The sequence below is a fragment of the Bradyrhizobium sp. USDA 4503 genome (assembly GCF_054055815.1).
Window position 1 is genome coordinate 1,631,288 of record NZ_JBSRXS010000001.1, and the last position, 20,322, is coordinate 1,651,609.

At 64.1% G+C, this 20,322-nt stretch carries 18 protein-coding genes; 4 read left to right on the forward strand and 14 right to left on the reverse strand.

Features of this window, described 5'->3' with window-relative positions; genetic code table 11:
* Positions 1–77: 77 nt before the first annotated feature.
* From ACVMIH_RS07835 to ACVMIH_RS07850, 4 genes are all read right to left on the reverse strand, one after another.
* On the reverse strand, positions 78–1,070 hold the full coding sequence (locus ACVMIH_RS07835) for a 30S ribosomal protein S2 (RefSeq protein WP_057016493.1): 993 nt from the start codon (positions 1,068–1,070) through the stop codon (positions 78–80).
* Between the two features lie 218 nt (positions 1,071–1,288).
* Complete coding sequence (gene dnaE / locus ACVMIH_RS07840; protein WP_057016492.1) at positions 1,289–4,813, reverse strand: DNA polymerase III subunit alpha; 3,525 nt, start codon at positions 4,811–4,813, stop codon at positions 1,289–1,291.
* Positions 4,814–5,290: 477 nt separating this feature from the next.
* Positions 5,291–5,494: a GDCCVxC domain-containing (seleno)protein gene (locus ACVMIH_RS07845; RefSeq protein WP_082653734.1), complete on the reverse strand. Its 204-nt coding sequence runs from the start codon at positions 5,492–5,494 to the stop codon at positions 5,291–5,293.
* A 192-nt stretch (positions 5,495–5,686) separates the two neighbouring features.
* Positions 5,687–6,421, reverse strand: a complete 735-nt coding sequence (locus ACVMIH_RS07850; RefSeq protein ID WP_057016491.1) for an outer membrane protein — start codon at positions 6,419–6,421, stop codon at positions 5,687–5,689.
* Between the two features lie 291 nt (positions 6,422–6,712).
* Here ACVMIH_RS07850 and ACVMIH_RS07855 point away from each other — a divergent pair, with 291 nt between their 5' ends.
* Positions 6,713–7,009, forward strand: coding sequence for a DUF3551 domain-containing protein (locus tag ACVMIH_RS07855; protein ID WP_245311361.1), 297 nt, complete (start codon positions 6,713–6,715; stop codon positions 7,007–7,009).
* A 115-nt stretch (positions 7,010–7,124) separates the two neighbouring features.
* Entirely contained in the window at positions 7,125–7,397 is a 273-nt protein-coding gene (locus tag ACVMIH_RS07860; protein ID WP_057016489.1) for a DUF3551 domain-containing protein, read from the forward strand.
* A gap of 109 nt (positions 7,398–7,506) precedes the next feature.
* On the opposite strand, the gene ACVMIH_RS07865 is transcribed toward ACVMIH_RS07860, so the two are convergent.
* The 10 genes from ACVMIH_RS07865 to ACVMIH_RS07910 form a co-directional block, all read right to left on the reverse strand.
* Positions 7,507–8,205 (reverse strand): ABC transporter ATP-binding protein, encoded by a 699-nt coding sequence (locus ACVMIH_RS07865; RefSeq protein WP_016840545.1) that lies wholly within the window; start codon positions 8,203–8,205, stop codon positions 7,507–7,509.
* Between the two features lie 9 nt (positions 8,206–8,214).
* Positions 8,215–9,495 (reverse strand): lipoprotein-releasing ABC transporter permease subunit, encoded by a 1,281-nt coding sequence (locus ACVMIH_RS07870; protein ID WP_028339647.1) that lies wholly within the window; start codon positions 9,493–9,495, stop codon positions 8,215–8,217.
* A 72-nt stretch (positions 9,496–9,567) separates the two neighbouring features.
* Positions 9,568–10,887 carry a proline--tRNA ligase gene (gene proS, locus ACVMIH_RS07875; protein ID WP_038380332.1) on the reverse strand — a complete coding sequence of 440 codons (1,320 nt, stop codon included), beginning with the start codon at positions 10,885–10,887 and terminating at the stop codon, positions 9,568–9,570.
* Between the two features lie 164 nt (positions 10,888–11,051).
* Positions 11,052–12,614 (reverse strand): copper resistance CopC/CopD family protein, encoded by a 1,563-nt coding sequence (locus ACVMIH_RS07880; protein WP_456861167.1) that lies wholly within the window; start codon positions 12,612–12,614, stop codon positions 11,052–11,054.
* Positions 12,615–12,617: 3 nt separating this feature from the next.
* Complete coding sequence (locus tag ACVMIH_RS07885) at positions 12,618–13,145, reverse strand: YcnI family protein (RefSeq protein WP_456861169.1); 528 nt, start codon at positions 13,143–13,145, stop codon at positions 12,618–12,620.
* Between the two features lie 7 nt (positions 13,146–13,152).
* The gene (locus ACVMIH_RS07890; RefSeq protein ID WP_057016486.1) at positions 13,153–13,677 is read right to left on the reverse strand and encodes a copper chaperone PCu(A)C; all 525 of its coding nucleotides are present in this window, start codon (positions 13,675–13,677) and stop codon (positions 13,153–13,155) included.
* A gap of 35 nt (positions 13,678–13,712) precedes the next feature.
* Positions 13,713–14,210, reverse strand: coding sequence for a TlpA family protein disulfide reductase (locus ACVMIH_RS07895; RefSeq protein WP_057016485.1), 498 nt, complete (start codon positions 14,208–14,210; stop codon positions 13,713–13,715).
* Positions 14,207–15,433, reverse strand: coding sequence for a sialidase family protein (locus ACVMIH_RS07900; RefSeq protein ID WP_456861170.1), 1,227 nt, complete (start codon positions 15,431–15,433; stop codon positions 14,207–14,209). The genes ACVMIH_RS07895 and ACVMIH_RS07900 overlap by 4 nt, the downstream gene beginning before the upstream one ends.
* 11 nt (positions 15,434–15,444) lie before the next feature.
* Positions 15,445–17,853, reverse strand: coding sequence for a TonB-dependent receptor family protein (locus ACVMIH_RS07905; RefSeq protein ID WP_316394174.1), 2,409 nt, complete (start codon positions 17,851–17,853; stop codon positions 15,445–15,447).
* Between the two features lie 82 nt (positions 17,854–17,935).
* Complete coding sequence (locus ACVMIH_RS07910; RefSeq protein ID WP_076825366.1) at positions 17,936–18,307, reverse strand: DUF2946 domain-containing protein; 372 nt, start codon at positions 18,305–18,307, stop codon at positions 17,936–17,938.
* A gap of 458 nt (positions 18,308–18,765) precedes the next feature.
* Between ACVMIH_RS07910 and ACVMIH_RS07915 the strand changes: the two genes are divergently transcribed.
* Both ACVMIH_RS07915 and ACVMIH_RS07920 read left to right on the forward strand, forming a co-directional pair.
* On the forward strand, positions 18,766–19,191 hold the full coding sequence (locus ACVMIH_RS07915) for a globin (RefSeq protein WP_057016481.1): 426 nt from the start codon (positions 18,766–18,768) through the stop codon (positions 19,189–19,191).
* Between the two features lie 88 nt (positions 19,192–19,279).
* Complete coding sequence (locus tag ACVMIH_RS07920; protein WP_057016480.1) at positions 19,280–20,317, forward strand: sugar ABC transporter substrate-binding protein; 1,038 nt, start codon at positions 19,280–19,282, stop codon at positions 20,315–20,317.
* Positions 20,318–20,322: the final 5 nt, after the last annotated feature.

A 20,322-nucleotide genomic window follows, 5' to 3' on the forward strand; every position in this document is an offset into this window, starting at 1 on the left:
GCAATCTGCGACAGGGAGATCGTTGTTCGAGGAATAGAAGCGGCGGCCGGGCGAGACCCGGCCACGCCGCGTAGCCTTTATTCCGCTTCGGCGAGCGTCTTGGCCTGGGCGACCCAGGCGTCGGCACGGCTCGGCAGACCGACTTCTTCGCCGATCTTGTGCGCGGTGTCGTGGTCGAGCTCGGCGAGCTGCCAGTAGTGGAAGATGCCGAGGTCGTTGAGCTTCTTCTCGATCGCACCGGACACGCCGGTGAGCTTCTTGAGGTTGTCGGCGGTGCCGCGCGGGCCGGCGAGGCCCTGGAAGCCGGACGGCGCAGCCGCCGGAAGGTCTTCCTGCACGGGCGTCGCCGACGCGCCGATGTCGATTCCGGAATCGCCCTGAGCGCGCGAGATGCCGTCGATGGCGGCGCGCGCCACGAGATCGCAATACAGCGAGATCGCGCGGCCGGCGTCGTCATTGCCCGGCACCACATAGGTGATGCCCTTCGGGTCCGAATTGGTGTCGACGATCGCCGCGACCGGGATGTTGAGCCGCTGGGCTTCCTGGATCGCGATGTCTTCCTTGTTGGTGTCGATCACGAAGATCATGTCGGGAAGGCCGCCCATGTCCTTGATGCCGCCGAGCGAACGGTCGAGCTTGTCGCGCTCGCGCTGCAGCGTCAGCCGCTCCTTCTTGGTGTAGGAGTTGGCTTCGCCCGACGACAGCACGTCGTCGAGATGACGCAGGCGCTTGATCGAGGCCGAGATCGTCTTCCAGTTGGTCAGCGTGCCGCCGAGCCAGCGCGAGTTGACAAAGTACTGCGCCGAACGCTTGGCAGCGTCGGCAACGCCGTCCTGGGCCGAGCGCTTGGTGCCGACGAACAGGATGCGGCCGCCCTTGGCGACGGTATCGCTGACCGCCTGCAGGGCACGGTGCAGCATCGGCACGGTCTGCGCGAGGTCGATGATGTGGATGTTGTTGCGGGCGCCGAAGATGTAATCCTGCATCTTCGGATTCCAGCGGTGGGCCTGGTGGCCAAAGTGAACGCCAGCTTCAAGCAACTGACGCATAGAAAAATCGGGTAGCGACATAGTGATAATTCTCCGGTTGGTTCCTCCGGAAACGTGTGAGCAAACGCGCCTGAATGGCCCGGTTGCCACCGGACGGCCTTGAGAGCCATGTTTCCGTGTGAGATGGCGCGCTATATAGCGCGATTTGCGCCAGAAGCAAGGAAATACGGCCGGTTACACCGGCCGGCCGGGCCCAATTCGTGCCGAAACGGCACTGTTTGGCGTCCGGAGTCCCCAGTTTACAGGGTCTGCACGTCGACCACGCCCGCCACCGCCTTGATCGCGCCGGCGATCTGCGGCGAGACCTTGTAGCGGCCGGGCAGCTTCATCTCCACCTCGGTTTCGAGGTCCAGCATCATCACCAGCGAGACGTCGCCATCGGCCCCCGCCGCCGGTGGCGGCGCGGCGGCCGGCTTCACGGCCGGTGCCCTTGCTGCGCCGCCCGGGGCGGGCGCGGCTTCCGGCATGTTGAGGCGGCGGGCGATCGACTCCAGCGGCTTGGTGTCGCGGACGAAGATGCGCAGGCCCTTCTGCGTCTTGGCCGCGGCGTGATCCAGCGGCTCGGCGTGCAGCACCCTCGCCCGCACGTCCTCGCCCTGCAATTCGGCGCCGAGCTGCAACAGCACGGCCGCGCCCGGCTCGAGCACATCGCGGTATTGCGCAAGGCCCTCCGAGAACAGCACCGCCTCGAAATGGCCGGTCGGGTCCGACAGGCCCATGATGCCCATCTTGTTGCCGGTCTTGGTGCGCCGCTCCATGCGCGACACCACGGTTGCCGCGACCTTGCCCGCCGTGGCGCCGGTCTTCACCGCGCGGGAGAATTCCGCCCAGGACTGCACGCGCAGCCGCTTCAGCGCGGTCGCGTAGTCGTCGAGCGGATGGCCCGACAGGAAGAAGCCGATCGCATCATATTCGCGCCGCAGCCGGTCGGCGGGCAGCCACGGCTCGATCTGCGGCAGCATGATGCTCGGCGCGTCCGCCGCGCCGCCGAACATGTCGTTCTGGCCCGAGGTCGCCGCCTCATGGCTGCGCTGGCAGGCGGCGAGGATCGCATCGGCGCCGGCGAAGACGCGCGCGCGGTTCGGCTCCAGCGTGTCGAAGGCGCCGGCCGCCGCAAGGCTCTCGATGATCCGCTTGTTGACGGCGCGCGGGCTCACCCGCGCGGCGAAATCGGCGAGCGAGGTGAAGGCCCCCTTCTTGTTGCGCTCCTCGATGATCTGCTCGACCGCCTGGATGCCGACGCCCTTCAGCGCCGCGAGCGCGTAGTAGATCGTGTTCTCGCTGACCTCGAAGGTCGCGCCGGAGCGATTGATGTTGGGCGCCTCGACCTTGATGCCGAGCCGTTGCGCCTCGGAACGGAATTCGGACAGCTTGTCGGTGTTGTTGAGTTCGAGCGTCATCGACGCCGCCAAAAACTCAACCGGGTAATGCGCCTTCATATAGGCGGTGTGGTAGGACACCAGCGCATAGGCGGCCGCGTGGCTCTTGTTGAAGCCGTAGTCGGCGAACTTGGCGAGCAGCTCGAAGATCGTCTCGGCCTGGCCCTTCGCCACGCCGTTCTTCATCGCACCGGCGACGAAGATGTCGCGCTGCTTGTCCATCTCGGCGCGGATCTTCTTGCCCATCGCGCGGCGCAGCAGGTCGGCCTGGCCGAGCGAGTAGCCAGCCATCTGCTGCGCGATCTGCATCACCTGTTCCTGATAGATGATGACGCCGAAGGTCTCCTTCAGGATCGGCTCCAGGATCGGATGCAGATATTCCGATTCCTCGTCGCCGTGCTTGCGCGCGCAATAGGTCGGGATGTTCGCCATCGGGCCCGGGCGATACAGCGCCACCAGCGCGATGATGTCCTCGAAGCGGTCCGGCCGCATGTCGATCAGCGCGCGCCGCATGCCCTGGCTTTCCACCTGGAACACGCCGACGACATCGCCCCGCGCCAGCATCTGATAGCTCGGCGCATCGTCGATCGGCAGCGTCGCGAGATCGATATGGACGTTGCGCTGCTTGAGCAGCTTCACCGCGACGTCCAGCACGGTCAGCGTCTTCAGGCCGAGGAAGTCGAATTTCACGAGGCCCGCTGGCTCGACCCATTTCATGTTGAACTGGGTGACCGGCATGTCGGATTTCGGATCGCGGTAGAGCGGCACCAGCTCGCTCAGCGGCCGGTCGCCGATCACGATGCCGGCGGCATGCGTCGAGGCATGGCGCGTCAGGCCTTCGAGACGCTGCGCGATGTCGAACGCACGCGCGACCACCGGATCCTCGTCGCGGAACGCCTGCAGCTTCGGCTCGCCCTCGATCGCCTGCGCCAGCGTCACCGGCGCTGCGGGATTCTGCGGCACCAGCTTGGTCAGCTTGTCCACCTGCCCATAGGGCATCTGCAGCACGCGCCCGACGTCGCGCAGCACGCCGCGCGCCTGCAGCGTACCGAAGGTGATGATCTGCGCCACCTGGTCGCGGCCGTAGCGCTCCTGCACGTACTGAATCACCTCGCCGCGGCGGTCCTGGCAGAAGTCGATGTCGAAGTCCGGCATCGAGACGCGTTCGGGATTGAGGAAGCGCTCGAACAGCAGCGCAAACCGCATCGGATCGAGGTCGGTGATGGTCAGCACCCAGGCGACCAGCGAGCCGGCGCCGGAGCCGCGGCCCGGCCCGACCGGAATGCCCTGCGCCTTCGCCCATTTGATGAAGTCGGAGACGATCAGGAAGTAGCCCGCGTATTTCATGCGGGTGATGACGTCGAGCTCGAAGGCAAGCCGCTTGCTGTAGTCCTCTTCAGTCATTCCCGGCGAGAGACCGTGCACCCGCAGGCGATTCGCGAGCCCCTCCTCGGCCTGGCGCTTCAACTCGGCGGCCTCGTCGGCGGCGGCATCGGCGCTGGCGGCGGCACCCACCGTGAAGAACGGCAGGATCGGCTTGCGGGTCTTCGGCCGGAACGAGCAGCGCTCGGCGATCTCCACCGTCGAGGCCAGCGCCTCCGGGATGTCGGCGAACAGCACCGCCATTTCCGCGCGGGTCTTGAAGCGGTGATCCGGGGTCAGTTGCTCGCGGTTGGTCTCGGCAATCAGATGGCCGCCGGCGATGCAGAGCAGCGCGTCATGCGATTCGTAGTCGTCATTGCTGGCAAAATACGGCTCGTTGGTCGCCACCAGCGGCAGGCCCTTGCTGTAGGCGAGATCGATCAGGCCGCCTTCGGTGCGGCGTTCCTTGTCGGCGCCGTGGCGCTGCAATTCGATGTAGAGGCGATCGCCGAACAGACTGGCGAGGCGCTCGCAGCGGGTGGTCGCCAGCGCCGCCTGTTCTGCCCGCAGCGCCAGCGCGATCGGCCCGTCCGGGCCGCCGGTCAGCGCAATCAGGTCCTCGGCGTCGTCGGTGAGCCAATCGAACTTGATGTGCGGGGTCTGGTTGACCGGCGTCTCCAGGAACGCCCGCGAGTTCAGCCGCATCAGGCTGCGGTAGCCGCGCTCGCGCGCCGCCAGCAGCACGATTCGCGCCGGGCCCGTCGTCGCAAGGATGCTCCGCGTATTCGGATCGACGTCGCCGAAATCCACCGCCAGCTCGCAGCCGACGATCGGCTGGATGCCGTAGCCGGCCATCTTGTCCGAGAATTCCAGCGCGCCGAACATGTTGTCGGTATCGGTCAGCGCCAACGCCGGCTGGCGGTCGGCCTTCGCGAGTTCGCCCAGCTTGGCGATCTTGATCGAGCCCTTCAGCAGCGAATAAGCGGAATGAACGTGAAGGTGAACGAATCCGGCATTCGGCATGGCTGCTTACGGAATCTCTTGAGTCAGGGATGGAGCGAGCGCCAGGGCCGGAACTCGAAAGTGTCAGACCCGACTCGCAATCCCATGGTGGGGCCTGACCCCTGCCAAGTCCACGCCGAACGCGGCGTGGCGGCAAGTCCTCCTGCTTTTCCCCAGGGGCAGACCATGCCGCCGGCGATGCCCCTGTCCCCGCGGGCGCATTTTCAGAATTGGGTGATCAGCTGGGCCCACACCGCGATCATCCCGACGAACAGCGTGATCGATGCCAGCGCTGCAGCTTCTTGCACGAAAATCTTCAACATGGCCGCTCTCCCTGAACCGGAACGTATGCAGAACATTGTTCCTTTTTTGTTCTAGGAGTCAAGCAATGCCGGCGACCCAGTTCGAGAAGTGACCCCTGTGGTTAATTCCTGAGCGGCCGACGTCTCGCCGCCGACAGTGATCCGGATGGCGAACTCGTCTTGAGCCTCCGGGGAGCTAGTTACCGCAGCAATTCCCAGCCTGCCTGGGAGGGCAAAGGACCGTTCCGTATGAGCAAAACACGCAGCAATCTCCTGCTTTCGGTTTCAGGCGAGTGCCGCAGCCCTTGCAATCATAGAAGAACTGGCAGGCGTCGGTCGGCATCGTCTCGATGGAGACATGGCCGCAGGACGGGCACGTCAGTTGGGAAGTCAGCTGCAGGTCCGTCATGCCGCGAATATGCGGCGTTGACTGTTCGGTTGGAAAGCCCCGCCCAATCAAACCCGACCCGAATCCCGGAGCGGACGGCAAAGCCCGTCCCCTGCTCCTGGCCGATCGGCGGCGCCGCCAGGCCAATAAAAAACCCCGGGCCGAAGCCCGGGGTTTTCGATGCCGCTTGAATTAAGCGAGCGATCAGTACTTCGCGATGACCGGGCCACCGAACTTGTAGTTCAGACGGCCGAGGACCATGTCGGTGTCGCCACCAGTGTGGAAGCCGGTCACGGCAACACCAGCCGGGGTCACGAAGGTCGCGCCATGGGTGTCTTCGAAGATGTGGTTGTACTCGACGCCGAGCGACCAGCCCTGCGAGAAGGCGAATTCGAGGCCAACACCGACCGTCGGGCTCCAACGGGTGTCGAAGCCGGTCTCGGACGCCAGATTGCCGGCCGCGTTGAGGAACTGGAAGTTGCGATCGGTGACCGCAGCACCGCCCTTGGCGTACAGCAGGACGTTGTTCCAGGCGTAGCCGATCTGACCGGTGAACAGGCCGAACGCATCAGTCTTCGAGCGAACGATGCCGCCCGGGACGACGAGGTTGCCGGTGCTGCCGGAGAAGTCAGCCCAGTTGCCCTGAGCTTCCAGACCGAACACCCAGCCGCCGGCCTGCCAGCGGTAGCCGATCTGGCCACCGACGGTGCCGCCGTTGGCGTCGTAGCTTCCGACGCCGCCGAAGCCGTCGACCGAACGGTTGTCGTGGCTCTGGCCCCAACCACCGTTGATACCGATGTAGAAGCCAGTCCAATCATAAACAGCGGCAACCATGGGCGGCGGAGCCTTGGTGTAAGGGCGAGCCGCGAGGTCAGCCGCGGAGGCAGCAGTCGCGCTGAGCGCGAGCATGCTGGCGGTGACAAGCAAAATCTTTTTCATTTTCCCGTTCCAACTTTTTCTACAGGCCCCCAAGGCCGCGAGACACCGTCATAGCAGCCCCCGGCGGAATTGCTGTAACTTCGCGGCAACAGGCAGGGCCAAACGACTTCGCTCAAATTTGAAGTTAATACTGTATTACGGGCACTTCCTGGAGTTTTTGCCACATAGTTGCCGCACAATCTTCACAATTCGGATCTGCGTGCGCAGCTGGGCGCAAGATCGTTGACCGGAAGCGGCTTGTCCGATTTGGATCGTCGCCAGGGTCGAATCTTCGCAGCAAAAGGAATGCACATGCGGACGATGATTCTTGCTGCTGCGGCGTCTGTGGCCGCATTCGCGACGCTGGGGACTGTGCCCGCGCATGCCGTCGGCGTGCGTTACCCGTTCTGCATTCAAGGCGACCGCTATCCCGGCCTGAGCAACTGCTCCTATCCGTCGTATGAGGCGTGCCTGGCCACCGCTTCGGGCATCGGGCAGAACTGCATCGCCAACCCCTATTATGCCGGCGACAACGACCCGCGCTCGTATCTTCACGTGTCCCCGCGGGACCGCCGTGAGGGCAATTTCTTCGACCTGTTCATCCACTGATACGCTCGGTCCGGCAACCCCGGCGCGGGAATGTGAGTTGATCCGGCGCTGCGCACAGGTGCCTATTCGCGCGCGCTCGGCATCAGCATTGCCGGCGCCGACGAGGAGATTTCTGATGCGCAGTCTGATTCTGGCACTCTTGCCGACACTCCTGGCCTTGGCAGCCGCGCCGGCCAGCGCCCAGAAATACGATTCGACCTCGCCGGTCTGCAAAACCAACTACCGATGGGGCGGTGAGGATACCGACTGCGGCTACACTTCGATCGCGCAGTGCCAGGCTTCGGCGTCCGGCCTCGCGGCGATCTGCATCAACAACCCCTATTATGCCGGGCCGCCGATCGACAGGCAGCCGAGAGCATCCGGCAGACGGCCTCGCCCCGCTTATTGAGCCAGAAGTATTTCGTTCCGATCGAAGCGACACGGAAAAAGGCTCCGGATTCTCTCGTCTTAGCGCGGCTTCTTCACGCGCACCGCTAGCCAGTTCACGCGACGGCGCACTATTCGAGCTCGACAACCTGTCCGTTCGACAGCGACACCCGGCGATCCATTCGCGCGGCGAGATCCAGATTGTGAGTCGCGATCAGCATCGCGACCCGGGTCGCCTTCACGAGTTGCATCAGCGCGTTGAAGACGTGGTCGGCCGTGCCGGGATCGAGATTGCCGGTCGGCTCGTCCGCGAACAGTACCCGGGGCGCGTTGGCAACCGCGCGCGCGATCGCGACACGCTGCTGCTCGCCGCCCGAGAGCTCGGCTGGGCGATGGGTGATGCGATCGCCGAGCCCGAGATAGGAGAGAATCTCGGTCGACCGTTTCACGGTTTCGGAGCGTTTGAGGCCGCGAATCATCTGTGGCAGCATGACGTTCTCGAGCGCCGAGAACTCCGGCAGCAACCGGTGCGATTGATAGACGAAGCCGATATCGGAACGGCGAATCTGGGTGCGGTCGACGTCGGACATCTGCGAGGTCGGCGTGCCCGCGACATAGACTTCGCCGTCATCGGGGGTCTCCAGCAGGCCCGCGATGTGCAGCAATGTCGACTTGCCGGATCCCGACGGCGCCACCAGCGCCACCGATTGACCGGGCCACAGCGCGAGATTGGCGCCGTTCAGGACGGTCAGCGTCGCTTCGCCCTGCCGGTATTCCCGCTTGATGTCATGAAGATAGACGACCGGTGTGTCTTCCGCCCCCTCCGCCATGTGCGCTCCTTATTCGTACCGGAGCGCGTCGACCGGATCGAGGCGCGCGGCGCGCCACGACGGGTAGAGCGTCGCAAGGAAGGACAGCGTCAGCGCCATGATCACGACGGCGAGCGTCTCGCCAAAATCGATTTCAGCAGGCAGCTTCGACAGGAAATACAGCGTCGGATCGAACAATTCCGTGTTGGTGAGCCACGACAGGAATTGCCTGATGGTTTCGATGTTGAAGCAGATCAGCAAGCCGACCAGCAGACCGACCAGCGTGCCGACGACGCCGATCGATGCGCCGGTGATCAGGAATATCCGCATGATCGAGCCCTGCGAGGCGCCCATGGTCCGCAGAATCGCGATGTCCTGGCCCTTGTCCTTCACCAGCATGATCAGTCCCGAGACGATGTTGAGCGCCGCGACCAGCACGATCATGGTCAGGATCAGGAACATCACGTTGCGTTCGACCTGAAGCGCGTTGAAGAAGGTCGAATTGCGCTGCCGCCAGTCGACCAGGAAGACCGGCCGGCCGGCCGCCTCGGTCACCAGCTTGCGATAGGTCTCGATCTTGTCCGGATTGGTGGTGAACACCTCGATCGAGGACACGTCGTTGTTGCGGTTGAAATAGGCCTGCGCCTCGGTCAGCGGCATGAACACGAAGGTCGAATCATATTCCGACATGCCGATCTCGAACACCGCAGTGATCTTGTAGGGCTTGATGCGCGGCGTGGTGCCCATCGGCGTCACCGCGCCCTTCGGCGAAACCAGCGTGATCATGTCGCCGGCATGCAGCGAAAGCTGGTCGGCGAGGCGGCGACCGATCGCGACGCCCTGCCCCTCATCAAAGCCCTCGAGCGAGCCTTGTTTGATGTTCTTGGCGATCGAGGTGAGGTTGTTGAGATCGTCGGCGCGGATGCCGCGGATGAAAACGCCGGCGGCGTTGAACGGCGATGAACCGAGCCCCTGCCCGTCCACCACCGGCGCGGCGAGGCGAATGCCCTGCACCTGGCTGATGCGGTCGGCGACATCCTTCCAGTCGGTCAGCGGCGATTCCAGCGGCTGCACCAGAATATGTCCGTTGAGGCCGAGGATCTTGTCCAGCAACTCCTTGCGGAAGCCGTTCATGACCGCCATCACCACGATCAGCGTGGCGACGCCGAGCATGATGCCGAGGAACGAAAAGCCGGCGATGACCGAAATGAACCCTTCCTTGCGGCGCGCGCGCAGATAGCGTCCGGACAGCAGCCATTCGAATGGCGCAAAGGGCGGGGTACGGACTGGCTCGCTCATGGTCTCATCCATCTGTCGATAATCCCATGATTCGGGCCAAATGTGGCCGGATTACCCCGCCGATCAGCGCGGCGTGAATAAACTTTAACCCGCGAGCTTCGCGACCACGTCGGCGGGGCTCATGTTGTCGCGTGAGCCGTCGCTGCGACGCTTCACTTCGACCTTGCCGTCCGCAAGCCCCTTGGGTCCGACCAGAATCTGCCACGGGATGCCGATCAGATCGGCCGCGGCGAACTTGGCGCCGGCACGCTGGTCGGTGTCGTCGTAGAGCACGTCGACGCCCTTCGCCGAGAGCTCGCGATAAAGCTGCTCGCAGGCGCCATCTACCGCGGCATCGCCCTGCTTGAGATTGAGGATCGCGGCGCGGAACGGCGCGACGGCCTCGGGCCATTTGATGCCGGCGTCATCGTGACACGCTTCGATGATCGCGCCGACCAGACGCGACACGCCGACGCCGTAGGAGCCGCCATGGATCGGCACGTCGACGCCGTCGGGACCGGCCACCATCGCCTTCATGGTCTCGGAATATTTGGTGCCGAAATAGAAGATCTGGCCGACCTCGATGCCGCGCGTGTTCAGCCGCTTTGCCTCAGGCACTTCCTGTTCGAAGCGCGCAGCCTCGTGGACGTCCTCGGTCGCGGCGTAGACCGAAGTCCACTGCTTGATGATCGGCGTCAGATCACCGTCATAATCGACGTCCGCGCCCGGCACCGGCAGGTCCAGCACATCGCGGTTGATGTAGACGCCGGACTCGCCGGTCTCCGCGAGCACGATGAATTCGTGGCTGAGGTCGCCGCCGATCGGGCCGGTCTCGGCCCGCATCGGGATCGCCTTGAGGCCCATCCGCGCAAAGGTGCGCAAATAGGCCACGAACATCTTGTTGTAGGAGCGCCGCGCGCCGGCCTCGTCGAGGTCGAACGAATAGGCGTCCTTCATCAGGAACTCGCGGCCGCGCATCACGCCGAAGCGCGGACGCTGCTCATCGCGGAATTTCCACTGGATGTGGTAGAGGTTGAGCGGCAGGTTCTTGTAGGACTTGATGTAGGAGCGGAAAATCTCCGTGATCATTTCCTCGTTGGTCGGCCCGTACAACAGCTCGCGCTTGTGACGATCGAGGATGCGCAGCATCTCCGGGCCATAGGCGTCGTAGCGGCCGCTTTCGCGCCAGAGATCGGCGAGCTGCAGCGTCGGCATCAAGAGCTCGAGCGCGCCGGCGCGGTCCTGTTCCTCGCGAACGATCTGCTCGATCTTCTTCAGCACCCGGAAACCGAGCGGCAGCCAGGCATAAATGCCGGCAGCCTCCTGCCGCATCATGCCCGCGCGCAGCATCAGCCGATGCGAGACGATCTCCGCCTCTTTCGGGTTTTCTTTCAGGATGGGCAGGAAAAACCGCGACAATCGCATGGCGTTACTCGGGAATCAGGAAAGCGTGGGAAGAGCTGCAGTGAAACCGGATCGGCTGTGAAAACACAAGGCCGCCAAATAAGAAAAACCCTTCAAATCAGGCGATTTTCGGCCATTTGAACGAATTGCGTACCATCGAAGTGCCCAGCGCGCCGACCGCGGCTTTACCTGACCTCGAAATCGTCTTCCAGCGTCACTTTCTTGAAATCGGTCACCAAGGCGTCGATCTGCATGTGCCAGCGGCCCGGCACCGGCAACGGCACCTTGCGCACGTGCCAATAGCCATCGGCACCGCGCGCGGCGGCGCGTTCCATCGGTTCGATGCCGCGCTCGGGCAAGCTCAGCGTCAGCGTCGCCTCCTTGGCCGTGAACGGGCTGGCATCGCCGTTCATCAGCTGCAGCACGAAGTCATTTTGCCCGACCTTGCCCGGCGCGATCAGCACCTGGAACATCGCGGCATCGGTGTGAATGTGGACCGCGAGCGGAACATCGGCCGACATCGCCAGCACGCGCGGCGGCGGCGTGAAGCGCCAGAGTGCAACGAGGCCGAGAATGGCGATCATCAGCACGAATTCCAGCGCGATCGAGCGCTGCAGCGGCCGTGTCCGATGAAACTCGCGCGCGATGGCCGGCGTGAACACCAACCGGTTCAGCGCAGCGAGCCCGAGCAACAACACCACCAGCACCAGTTTCGCAACCAGGATGTTGCCGTACCCGGTGTCGATCAGCGCGTGAAAACTGTCGAGCTGGACGATCGCGAGCGCCAGGCCCGACAAGGCGATCAACGCGACGACCGGCACCGCGATCGTCGAAAAATGCCGCAGCACCCGCAGCAGCGAATCCTTGCGCTGCCAGGCAAGCACCGCCAGCGGCGCGAGCGCGCCCATCCAGAACGCCACGCCCACGCCATGGATGAACAGCGCGGCTCGCGTCAGCCATTGCGGCGAAGCGGTGGCGGCGTGGCCGCTGACCGCAAACGACAGCCCGACACAGATCATTGCGATCGCGGTGCGGGTGAAAGCTGCACCGAACGACGGGCTGCGCCAGGCGATCGCCGCGATTAGCATCGCGGCGATCGCGAGCAGCAGCGCGGGAAACAGGCTGGTAACGGCGGCGCTGGCCCATGCCGCCCACGTCACGATGCCCGAGAGCGGCAGGTTCAAGAGGTCGACACCCTGCAAGCCAAGCGACGCGATCGCGCCGACAAGGCCGATCTTCAGCGACCACATGATCAGCCGTTCGCCGGCCGGGCCCTGCCCGATCCAGGCCGCAAAGAACACGCCGCCGACGCCGGCAAACAGGCCCAGATAGAGCCCGAGCCGCGCCAGCCAGATCAACACATCGAGCACGCCGTCGCTTGACGGCGCCGCCGAGCCGGTGACGACGCCGATCGAAAACAGCAGCGAGCCCGCGACCGGATGGCCATCCTGCGACACCACGCGATAGCTGACCACCTGCGTGCCCTGCGGCAGGCCCGCCGGCAGCGTCACCATCACCGACTGGTCGACGGCGCGGAACGCGACGTCGCGCGGCTTGCCCGCGGCGTCGAGCAGGCTGACCGCCGTCGGCACCACCGCTTCGTTGAAGCGGAGCACCACCGTCCTGGGTGCTTCAGTCACCACGCTGCCGTCGGCCGGTTCGGCGCCGATCAGGACGGCATGCGCATGGGCTGAGGTCGCAAGACACAGCGCCACGAGCAGCGCTGCGAGGTTTGCGACCAGCCGCATCGCTTACGACTTCGGCAGCAGCTTGACGCCGGGAGCCGGTGTCTTGCTGCCATGGTCGTGCCCGCCGCCCTGCCCGTCGGCTGGGGTATCGATCCAGCGGCTGACGCCCTGCTCGCACTCCTGCACGACCGGAAAGTACAACGTGGTGTTGGGCTTCAAGGTATCGGTGAGAAACGTCTGCATCACGAACTCGTCGTAGTTCTGGTCCGCAAGCTTGCCACCGCTCCAGGCGACTTCCTTGACGCCCTCGGAAAGCTTGGCGCCGTGATAGTCGTATTGGGCAGCGTATTTGCCGGTGACCGCATCGAGAGTCCAGCCCGCCTTCGGCATCGGCTTAACTCCGATCACGCCCTCCGGAATCTGCACCCGGATCTTGATTGTCGCCGAGCCCGCGCAGCCATGCGGCACGGCGAACACCGCCTTGTAATACGATCCGACCGCCGCCTGCTTTCCTTCGAGTGTGATATGCGCGATCGCCGGCTGCGCTGCGAGCAGCGCCGCCGTGGCAACGACGAACGTCTGTGATCGCATGGCTGCCTCACATCTTCTTCATGTCCATGTGACCGGAATGGTCGCCATGACCGGAATGACCGCCGCCCGGCCCCTGCGCGCCGACGGCCTGCACGTCCAGCGAGACCGAGACCTTGCCGGCCTTTTCGAACTCGAGCGTGACCGGCACCTTGTCGCCCTGCTTCAGCGGATTCTTCAGGTCGAACATCATCAGGTGATAGCCGCCCGGCGCGAGCTTCACGGTCTTGCCGGGCTCGATGGTGAGGCCCTTGTCGAGCGCACGCATCTTCATCACGCCATTGTCCATCGACATCTCGTGGACTTCGATCTTGCCGGCAACATCGCCGGTGCCTGACACCAGCCGGTCGGGCGTCGTCCCCTTGTTCTCGATCGTCAGGTAGCCGCCGCCGATCTTGGCACCGTTCGGCGTTGCGCGCGTCCAGGCCTGCGTGATCACGAGATCGCCGGCCTTGACGTCCTCCGCGCGCGCGGACGTCGACGCGAGTGCAGCGGTCAGCGCTGCGAGGGCAAGGATGCGGGAGAGCGTCTTCATGGCGACGGATTTCCTTTCAAGTTGAAATTCAAGTGTCATCGGGTTGCTGCCGACTGGGCGATGGACCATTTGTTCAGATCGGCGATTTCGGCCGACCCTTCGATCGTCGTGATCGTTCCATCCCGGGAAATCAGCATGGTTCGCGGGATATCGCCTTGCCAGGCCGGATCGATCTCAAATCTCAACCGCTCGGCAAAGCCGTCGTCGAAGATCCAGTTTTCGGCCGCGCCGAGGCCGGCGCGATCCAGCATCGATCGCGTCGCTTCCGGAAGGTTGGGAACCAGATCCGCGCTGATCGTGACGATATCGATTCCGGGATGATCCTTCATGAACTGGCCGAGCTCCGGCAGCTCGACCTTGCATGGTCCGCAGGTCACTCCCCAGAAATGCACCAGGGTCGGATGACCGGCATGCGCATGCAGCAGCTTTTGCCAGCTGCCGCGTTCGAACGGCTTTGGCGCGCCCTCTCCCGCCGCCAGTGCGGACGGCAGCGTCGCGAGCAGGATCAGCGCAGCCAGCAGATGACGCTTCATGGTTCGCCCTCGATCGCTTGAAAATGGTAGCCGTCGGCCTTCGTCATCCACGACAGATAGGTCTGCCGACTGTCCGAGACGAGCAGCGGATGGTCGGAACTGTCGGCGGTGTCCGCGATCACCGTCGGCTTCGACCATGTCGCCCCATCGTCGTGCGACGTCATGAGGTCGATTGTCGTCTTCTGCCCGTCGAATTCCTTCCAGGCCATGACAAGCCCCTGCGGCCCCGCGATAATCTGCGGCCGGGATGGGCTGCGGTTCGGCTGACCGACCGGAAGCGGATCGGAGAAGGTTTTGCCGCCGTCGCGCGAGCGCGCATAGAACAATCCCTTGCGCGCCTTGCCGTTGGTGTACCACGTCACATTGTAGGTTCCTTCGGGCGATATGGTCAGGCTCGGACCGTGATGCGGACAGGCCGCGATCTGCCAGTCGTCGCGGCTCACCCGATGTATCTCGCCGGGCGTAGCCAGGTCGGAGAACGTCACGACCGCATGGTCGCGCACGCCGCCTTCAAAGATGTTCCGGAACACGACCACAGGATGGCCCGCACCATCGAACGCCAGCGCGAGGCGGCAGCACTCGCAGGTGTTGTCGGCGACGAGCCGCGCGTCGGAATAGGTTGCTCCGCCATCTCCCGATGACGCGAAAAACAATCCGGCACCGTCATATTTCTGGCCGCGCTGCTGCGCCGGCACGCGGTTGCGCTTGTCGAGCCACGCGGCAAACATCGCCCCCGCAGGATCGAAACCGATCGCCTCGAACCGTTGGCTCTCATTGTTCGTGGTGATCGGCTTCGGCGCATCGAAGCTGCGCCCGCCATCGGTCGATCGCGTGGTCAGCACCTGACCGTTGAAATTCTGATCGCGGAAGATCGAGAAGGCCACAGCGATGTTGCCCTTGGCATCGATCGCAAGCTTCGGCCGCGCATCCGGTCCCCAATCGAGACTGAGCCGCTCCCGTGTGACCTGCACCGGTGTGGAAAAGCTCTTGCCCTGGTCTTTTGAGCTCGCGACGGAGATATGGCCGCCGGCCATCCACACCAGCCACAATGTCCCATCCCGCCCAAAGGCGGGCGTGACCTTGGTCGCGCAGCGCAGGGCCGTCTCTTCGCAGGCCGCTTCGGAGGCGTGCTGATGGCTCATCTGTGCGACGGCAAGGCTCGGCAAGGCCGCGAGCATGAGCGATGCAAGCAGCGTCAGGGCGACCGGTTTGCGATAGGTCATCGATGCGCTCCTCATTTGAACGCAATCTTCATGCCCGCCACGACGGCGCGCGGCGATCCGGCATAGATCGAGTTGGTCGAGTTCGCCAGTACGCTCGCGGGATTTTGAATGCCTGCCGCGGTCACCGAATTTGAGATGTTGTTCGCCGACGCCACGTACGTCCGGTCGAAGACGTTCCTCACCTCGATGTAGAGGTTCAGCGCCTTGAAATAATCGGAGACGAGATCGGTCTTGTAGTGCAGATTGAGATTGACCAGCTCATAGCCCGGCGCCTTCAAGAGGTTGGCGTTGTCCATGTAGAAGCTGTCCTTCCACTGCACTTCGACGAACCCGCCAAGTCCCTGAAACTGACCCGACAGCTGGTCGTAGCCCAACCGCGCCGTGAGCTCGTTCGGCGAAATGCCGGGAATCTTGTTGCCGGCGCGATTGAAGCTGAACACCGCGCCGTTCGTGATGTTCTCGACGTATTCCGTGTAGACCTCGTCGAGATAAGTGTAGGCCGCCGAGAACCGCCAGCCCGGCAGGAATTTCCAGTCGGCGGCCAGCTCGACGCCGCGATGCTCCGATCGCGGCGCGTTGAACGTGTAGGAGATGCCCGCAAGCGGCGTGGCCTGAGAAACGAGCTCGTCCTTGAAGAACTCGTAGAAGCCCGTGACGCTGAGCTTGAGCGCGTTGTTCGGTGTCCAGTCGGCACCGACATCGTAACCGAGATTCTTTTGCGTCCGCAGCTGGGTGTTGTTGCCCGAGGCGCCACTCGGCAGGACGAACAAATTGCCGACCTGCGGCGTGCCGTATCCGGTTGCCACTCGTCCACGGACTTGCCACTCGCTGCTCAGCCGGTACAGCAATGCGAGCTCGGGCGCGGTATTCTGGAATTGCCGGTCCGCCGTCGTGATCGCCGTGGTCGTGGTTCCGGCCGCGCCGGCGTAGCTGTAGGCGGTGTTCCGGCCCGTCAGACTGGTGGCCTCCCAGCCAATGCCGGCAACGGCCGTCAGCGCAGACGTGAGCTTCAATTCCTCGCGTGCGCGAACACCGTAATTTGTCGTCGTGCTGAACAAATTGCTCGACAGGCTTCCGAGCGTCGCATTTCCGCCCGGCATTACATTGCGCGTGTCGCTCGACGCGGTGAGCGTATTGTAGAAGCCGCCGAAATAGGTCGTCGAATCCAGCCCAAAAATATCGCCGCGTCTGACGACGTCGCTCATGTAGTTGTAGGACGGGAAGTCGCCGATCGCGCTCGTCGATCCCGTCGGTTGATTGATATTGCGGTCGTCGAAGACGAACTGGTTGCGCCAGGTGGTCTGGTTGTCGAAGTCGTGCTCCCAGCGGCCGCCGACGATGGTACGGCGGTCGTCGCGCCCGAGACCGGCCTGAACCGCGGTCTCCCTGTCGGTCCCGGCCGCCGCGTTGAATCCGTTGTTGAACAACGTCACGGTGGCGCATCCCGGCGCGGCCGTCGCGCCGGTCGTGCAGCCCTGCTGGAACGGGTTCTGGTAGAACTGGTTGAGCGAGGAGCGGATCGGCAGGCGCGTCGTCAGGTCGTTGTTGATCAGCTTCACCGTGAAGCGGTCGTCCGGCGTGACCTGCAGCGTGCCGAGGAAATTAACGGTCTGTGTGTTGAACCAGCTGTTGCCGATGTAGCCGTCGCCGCGCGCGTCGCTCGCGAACAGCGAGGCCTCGAAATTGCCGACCTTCTTGCCCGCCGCGAGATAGTTGTTGAGGTAACCGAAGCTGCCGCCGTCGACGCCATACTCGACGCCGTCGATCTTGCCGCCCGGCCGGGTCCTGAAATTCAGCGCGCCGCCGGTCGCATAATTGCCGTAGAGCGCCGATGACGGCCCGCGGACCACGTCGATGGCGCCATAGGCATGCGGATCGATCAGGTCGCTGCGCGACAGGCCGTCCGGCTGGGTCACCGGGAAACCGTCGTCGAAGATGACGAGGTTGCGGATGCCGAAGCCGTTCCGCGCATTCGACCCGCGGATCGAGATGCCGAAATCACGCGGGCCGTTGCCCTGCTTGATCGAGATGCCCGGACTGTCGCGCAGCACATCGGCGACGGAGAACGCCGGTCGGTTGTCGAACTGGCTGCGGTCGATGGTCGTCTGCGTCTGGCCTGTCGGCGCCCGGTTCAAACCGTCGCGGGTCGCGGCAAGCGTCTCCCCCGGCCTCGCGCCGTCCGCCGGGGCCGCCGTCACGGCTGGCGCTGTCGCCGGCTTCGGCGGCCGCCGCACGGACGCGGCACGAACGCGCGGCTTCTGCGCCGCCGGCTTGGCGCGCACCGCCGTCCGGGGCGCCTCGACGGTGACGGAGGGTAGCTCTGTGCTGGGCGCCTGGGCTTCGGCAGCGGACGGCAATGCGCAAAGCGTCGCGCCCAGCGCGAGCACGCTTGCCGCCTCCAGCGGATGATAGCGAAACATGGATGAATCCTGACACCGGCGCTCCGGCCGGCTTGCTCAAGGGCACTTGCTGGCGCGGGACGCACCGGCAGCGACAAGGTCGTCAGGAAAACAGCGGCGGCGCGCGGGCTTGCGCCGAGAGGCCGGCGCGCGAACGATCGAGCTCGGAGGCGAAATCAAGCCAGGCGATCGGGTTCGGCAGGCGTTCGACGGCCTGGGCCACAACTTGCGGGCTATCAACCGGCGCACCGGTCTGCAGCACGCTGCAGGCCGAGCAGCAGCCGTCATGGGCGTCGTGACTGGTCTGGTCACCCTGCCCCGCTCCGGAGCCGGCATCGCCGTGGCAGATGGTGGCGGCCGCGAGCGGATCGGACGCGGCAAGGCTCGCCGCCCAGCAGGCCCCGATCGGTGCAAGAATCTGCACCAGCAGGGCAACCAAGACGATGGGCAGAAAATTCTTCAGCCGCCGGCGCATCGCAAATCCATCCGCCACGGAACTAACCACCATGGGCGCCGGAAGTCGAGATCGCCGATGCGTCCGGTTTCTTCCAGCCGACGGAAATAACCGAGCGTGGCACTTGCGTCACGGCAACTCCGAAATCAGTCGTATCCCCTTACCCTGCCACGTGTTTTATATCTCCCGTCACAACCGCCGGTGGCGCCATCCCAATCATTTCGCAAATTGCTCGAAAATTGAACAATCGTTGCCGAAAATGATGACAAGCCTGGAAAGATAGTCTACCAATTCGGGCTCAGGGCCAGCCGCGAGGTGTGTCCTGGTGGTCCAAGTCTCGGGAGGAGCCCGACGCGCACAAGCAGCGTCACCCCATCAATCAAGATCAAATCGAATTTTTGGGGTAAATAGGGTCGACACAATTTTTGGAGCAGGGCTTTGAGCCCTGCTCTTTTTTTATGTGATGATCGCAATCCACTATGGCTCCATCATTGAATCCGATCGAACGCAGCTTTGAACTCGCAGCAGCGGCTTGCGATGATCTGACACCGTCAGTCTATCGCCGCCTATTTCGCGAACATCCCGAGACGCAGGCGATGTTTCGCACCGAAGGCAGCGAGCCGGTGAAAGGCTCGATGCTGCAGCTGACGATCGAAGCCATCCTCGATTTCGCGGGCGAGCGCCGCGGACATTTTCGCCTGATCGAATCGGAAGTGTTCTCGCACGACGCCTACGGCACGCCGCGCGAACTGTTCGTCGCGTTCTTCGCGGTGATCGCCGATACGCTGCGCGACATTCTCGGCGAGCAATGGTCTGCGGAGATCGATGCTGCGTGGCACAAGCTGCTCGGCGACATCGAAGCCATCGTGCTGCAGCAGAAACATCTCGTGGACGAGAGGCCGTAGCGTCACCGTTCCGATTGTGACACACTCGCTTTATCCGCGGCGCGTGCAACTGACGCCGACGGTCAGAAAAACGAAGAGGGAGCAAGCAATGCCAGGGACCGACAAGGGGATGGACAAGGCGTCGACGACGCGGCGCGACCTTCTGCAGATGGCGGCGGCAGGTGGAGCTGCGGCCGGCCTGTTCGGCGGAATGGGCATGACGACGTCGGCGCTCGCCGCCGAAACGGGACGCTCGGAAAAGCCGCTGAAGGCGGCGTTCTCCAATGCCGGACTGCAGGCGACGTGGTGCGCGCAAGGCAAGCAGGCCGCCGAGTTCTGGGGCAAGCTGTTCAACGTCGAGGTGACCTGGTTCGACGGCCAGCTCGATGCCGTCAAGCAGCGCGCCGCGATCGACAACATGGCGTCGCAGAAATGGGACTTCGTCGCGATCCAGGCGTTCGGCATCGGCACGCTGACCCAGCCGGTGCAGAAGATGATCGACGCCGGGACCCCCGTGATCGACATGGACACGCTTATTGCTCCTCTCGATCAAATTAACGTCCACTCGTTCCTCGCACCTGACAACGAGTTCATGGGCGCCTCCGTAACGCAGGCGCTGTGCAACGCGATCGGCGGCAAGGGCAAGGTCATCATGACCCAGGGCGCGCTCGGCCATACCGGCGCGCAGGGCCGCGCCAAGGGCTTCAACTCGGTCATCAAGCAGTTCCCGAACATCGAGGTGCTGGATACCCAGCCCGCCGACTGGGACGTCTCGAAGACCGCCCGGCTCTGGGAAACCTATCTGACCAAATACTCGCAGATCGACGCCGCCTTCTTCCACAATGACGACATGGCGCTCGCCGCCTACAACATCATGAAGGCGCGCAACCGCACCAACATCCTGATCGGCGGTGTCGACGCCATGCCGCCGGCGATTCAGGCGGTCAGCGAAGGCCGCATGTTCGCGACCGTCCGCAATCCGTCCTGCCGCATCCATGGCGGCGCGATCGTCGCGGGCGTCGCCGCCGTGGTCGGCGGCGAAAAGAGCGGCCAGGGCATTCCGAAGAATGTCGTGACCGACGGTCCCGTCGTGACCAAGGCCAACGCCGCCGGCATGCAATGGATGGAGGATCATTTCCTGATCTGAGCGGG

Bases quoted from the DNA above. Each gene is read 5' to 3' on its own strand.
- ACVMIH_RS07835 (WP_057016493.1), bottom strand. From the start codon at position 1,070: ATGTCGCTACCCGATTTTTCTATGCGTCAGTTGCTTGAAGCTGGCGTT.
- ACVMIH_RS07890 (WP_057016486.1), bottom strand. From the start codon at position 13,677: ATGAAGACGCTCTCCCGCATCCTTGCCCTCGCAGCGCTGACCGCTGCA.
- ACVMIH_RS07870 (WP_028339647.1), bottom strand. From the start codon at position 9,495: ATGGATGAGACCATGAGCGAGCCAGTCCGTACCCCGCCCTTTGCGCCA.
- ACVMIH_RS07910 (WP_076825366.1), bottom strand. From the start codon at position 18,307: ATGCGCCGGCGGCTGAAGAATTTTCTGCCCATCGTCTTGGTTGCCCTG.
- ACVMIH_RS07880 (WP_456861167.1), bottom strand. From the start codon at position 12,614: ATGCGGCTGGTCGCAAACCTCGCAGCGCTGCTCGTGGCGCTGTGTCTT.
- ACVMIH_RS07855 (WP_245311361.1), top strand. From the start codon at position 6,713: ATGCGGACGATGATTCTTGCTGCTGCGGCGTCTGTGGCCGCATTCGCG.
- ACVMIH_RS07915 (WP_057016481.1), top strand. From the start codon at position 18,766: ATGGCTCCATCATTGAATCCGATCGAACGCAGCTTTGAACTCGCAGCA.
- ACVMIH_RS07885 (WP_456861169.1), bottom strand. From the start codon at position 13,145: ATGCGATCACAGACGTTCGTCGTTGCCACGGCGGCGCTGCTCGCAGCG.
- ACVMIH_RS07920 (WP_057016480.1), top strand. From the start codon at position 19,280: ATGCCAGGGACCGACAAGGGGATGGACAAGGCGTCGACGACGCGGCGC.
- ACVMIH_RS07905 (WP_316394174.1), bottom strand. From the start codon at position 17,853: ATGTTTCGCTATCATCCGCTGGAGGCGGCAAGCGTGCTCGCGCTGGGC.
- dnaE (WP_057016492.1), bottom strand. From the start codon at position 4,813: ATGCCGAATGCCGGATTCGTTCACCTTCACGTTCATTCCGCTTATTCG.
- ACVMIH_RS07900 (WP_456861170.1), bottom strand. From the start codon at position 15,433: ATGACCTATCGCAAACCGGTCGCCCTGACGCTGCTTGCATCGCTCATG.
- ACVMIH_RS07895 (WP_057016485.1), bottom strand. From the start codon at position 14,210: ATGAAGCGTCATCTGCTGGCTGCGCTGATCCTGCTCGCGACGCTGCCG.
- ACVMIH_RS07850 (WP_057016491.1), bottom strand. From the start codon at position 6,421: ATGAAAAAGATTTTGCTTGTCACCGCCAGCATGCTCGCGCTCAGCGCG.
- ACVMIH_RS07860 (WP_057016489.1), top strand. From the start codon at position 7,125: ATGCGCAGTCTGATTCTGGCACTCTTGCCGACACTCCTGGCCTTGGCA.
- proS (WP_038380332.1), bottom strand. From the start codon at position 10,887: ATGCGATTGTCGCGGTTTTTCCTGCCCATCCTGAAAGAAAACCCGAAA.
- ACVMIH_RS07865 (WP_016840545.1), bottom strand. From the start codon at position 8,205: ATGGCGGAGGGGGCGGAAGACACACCGGTCGTCTATCTTCATGACATC.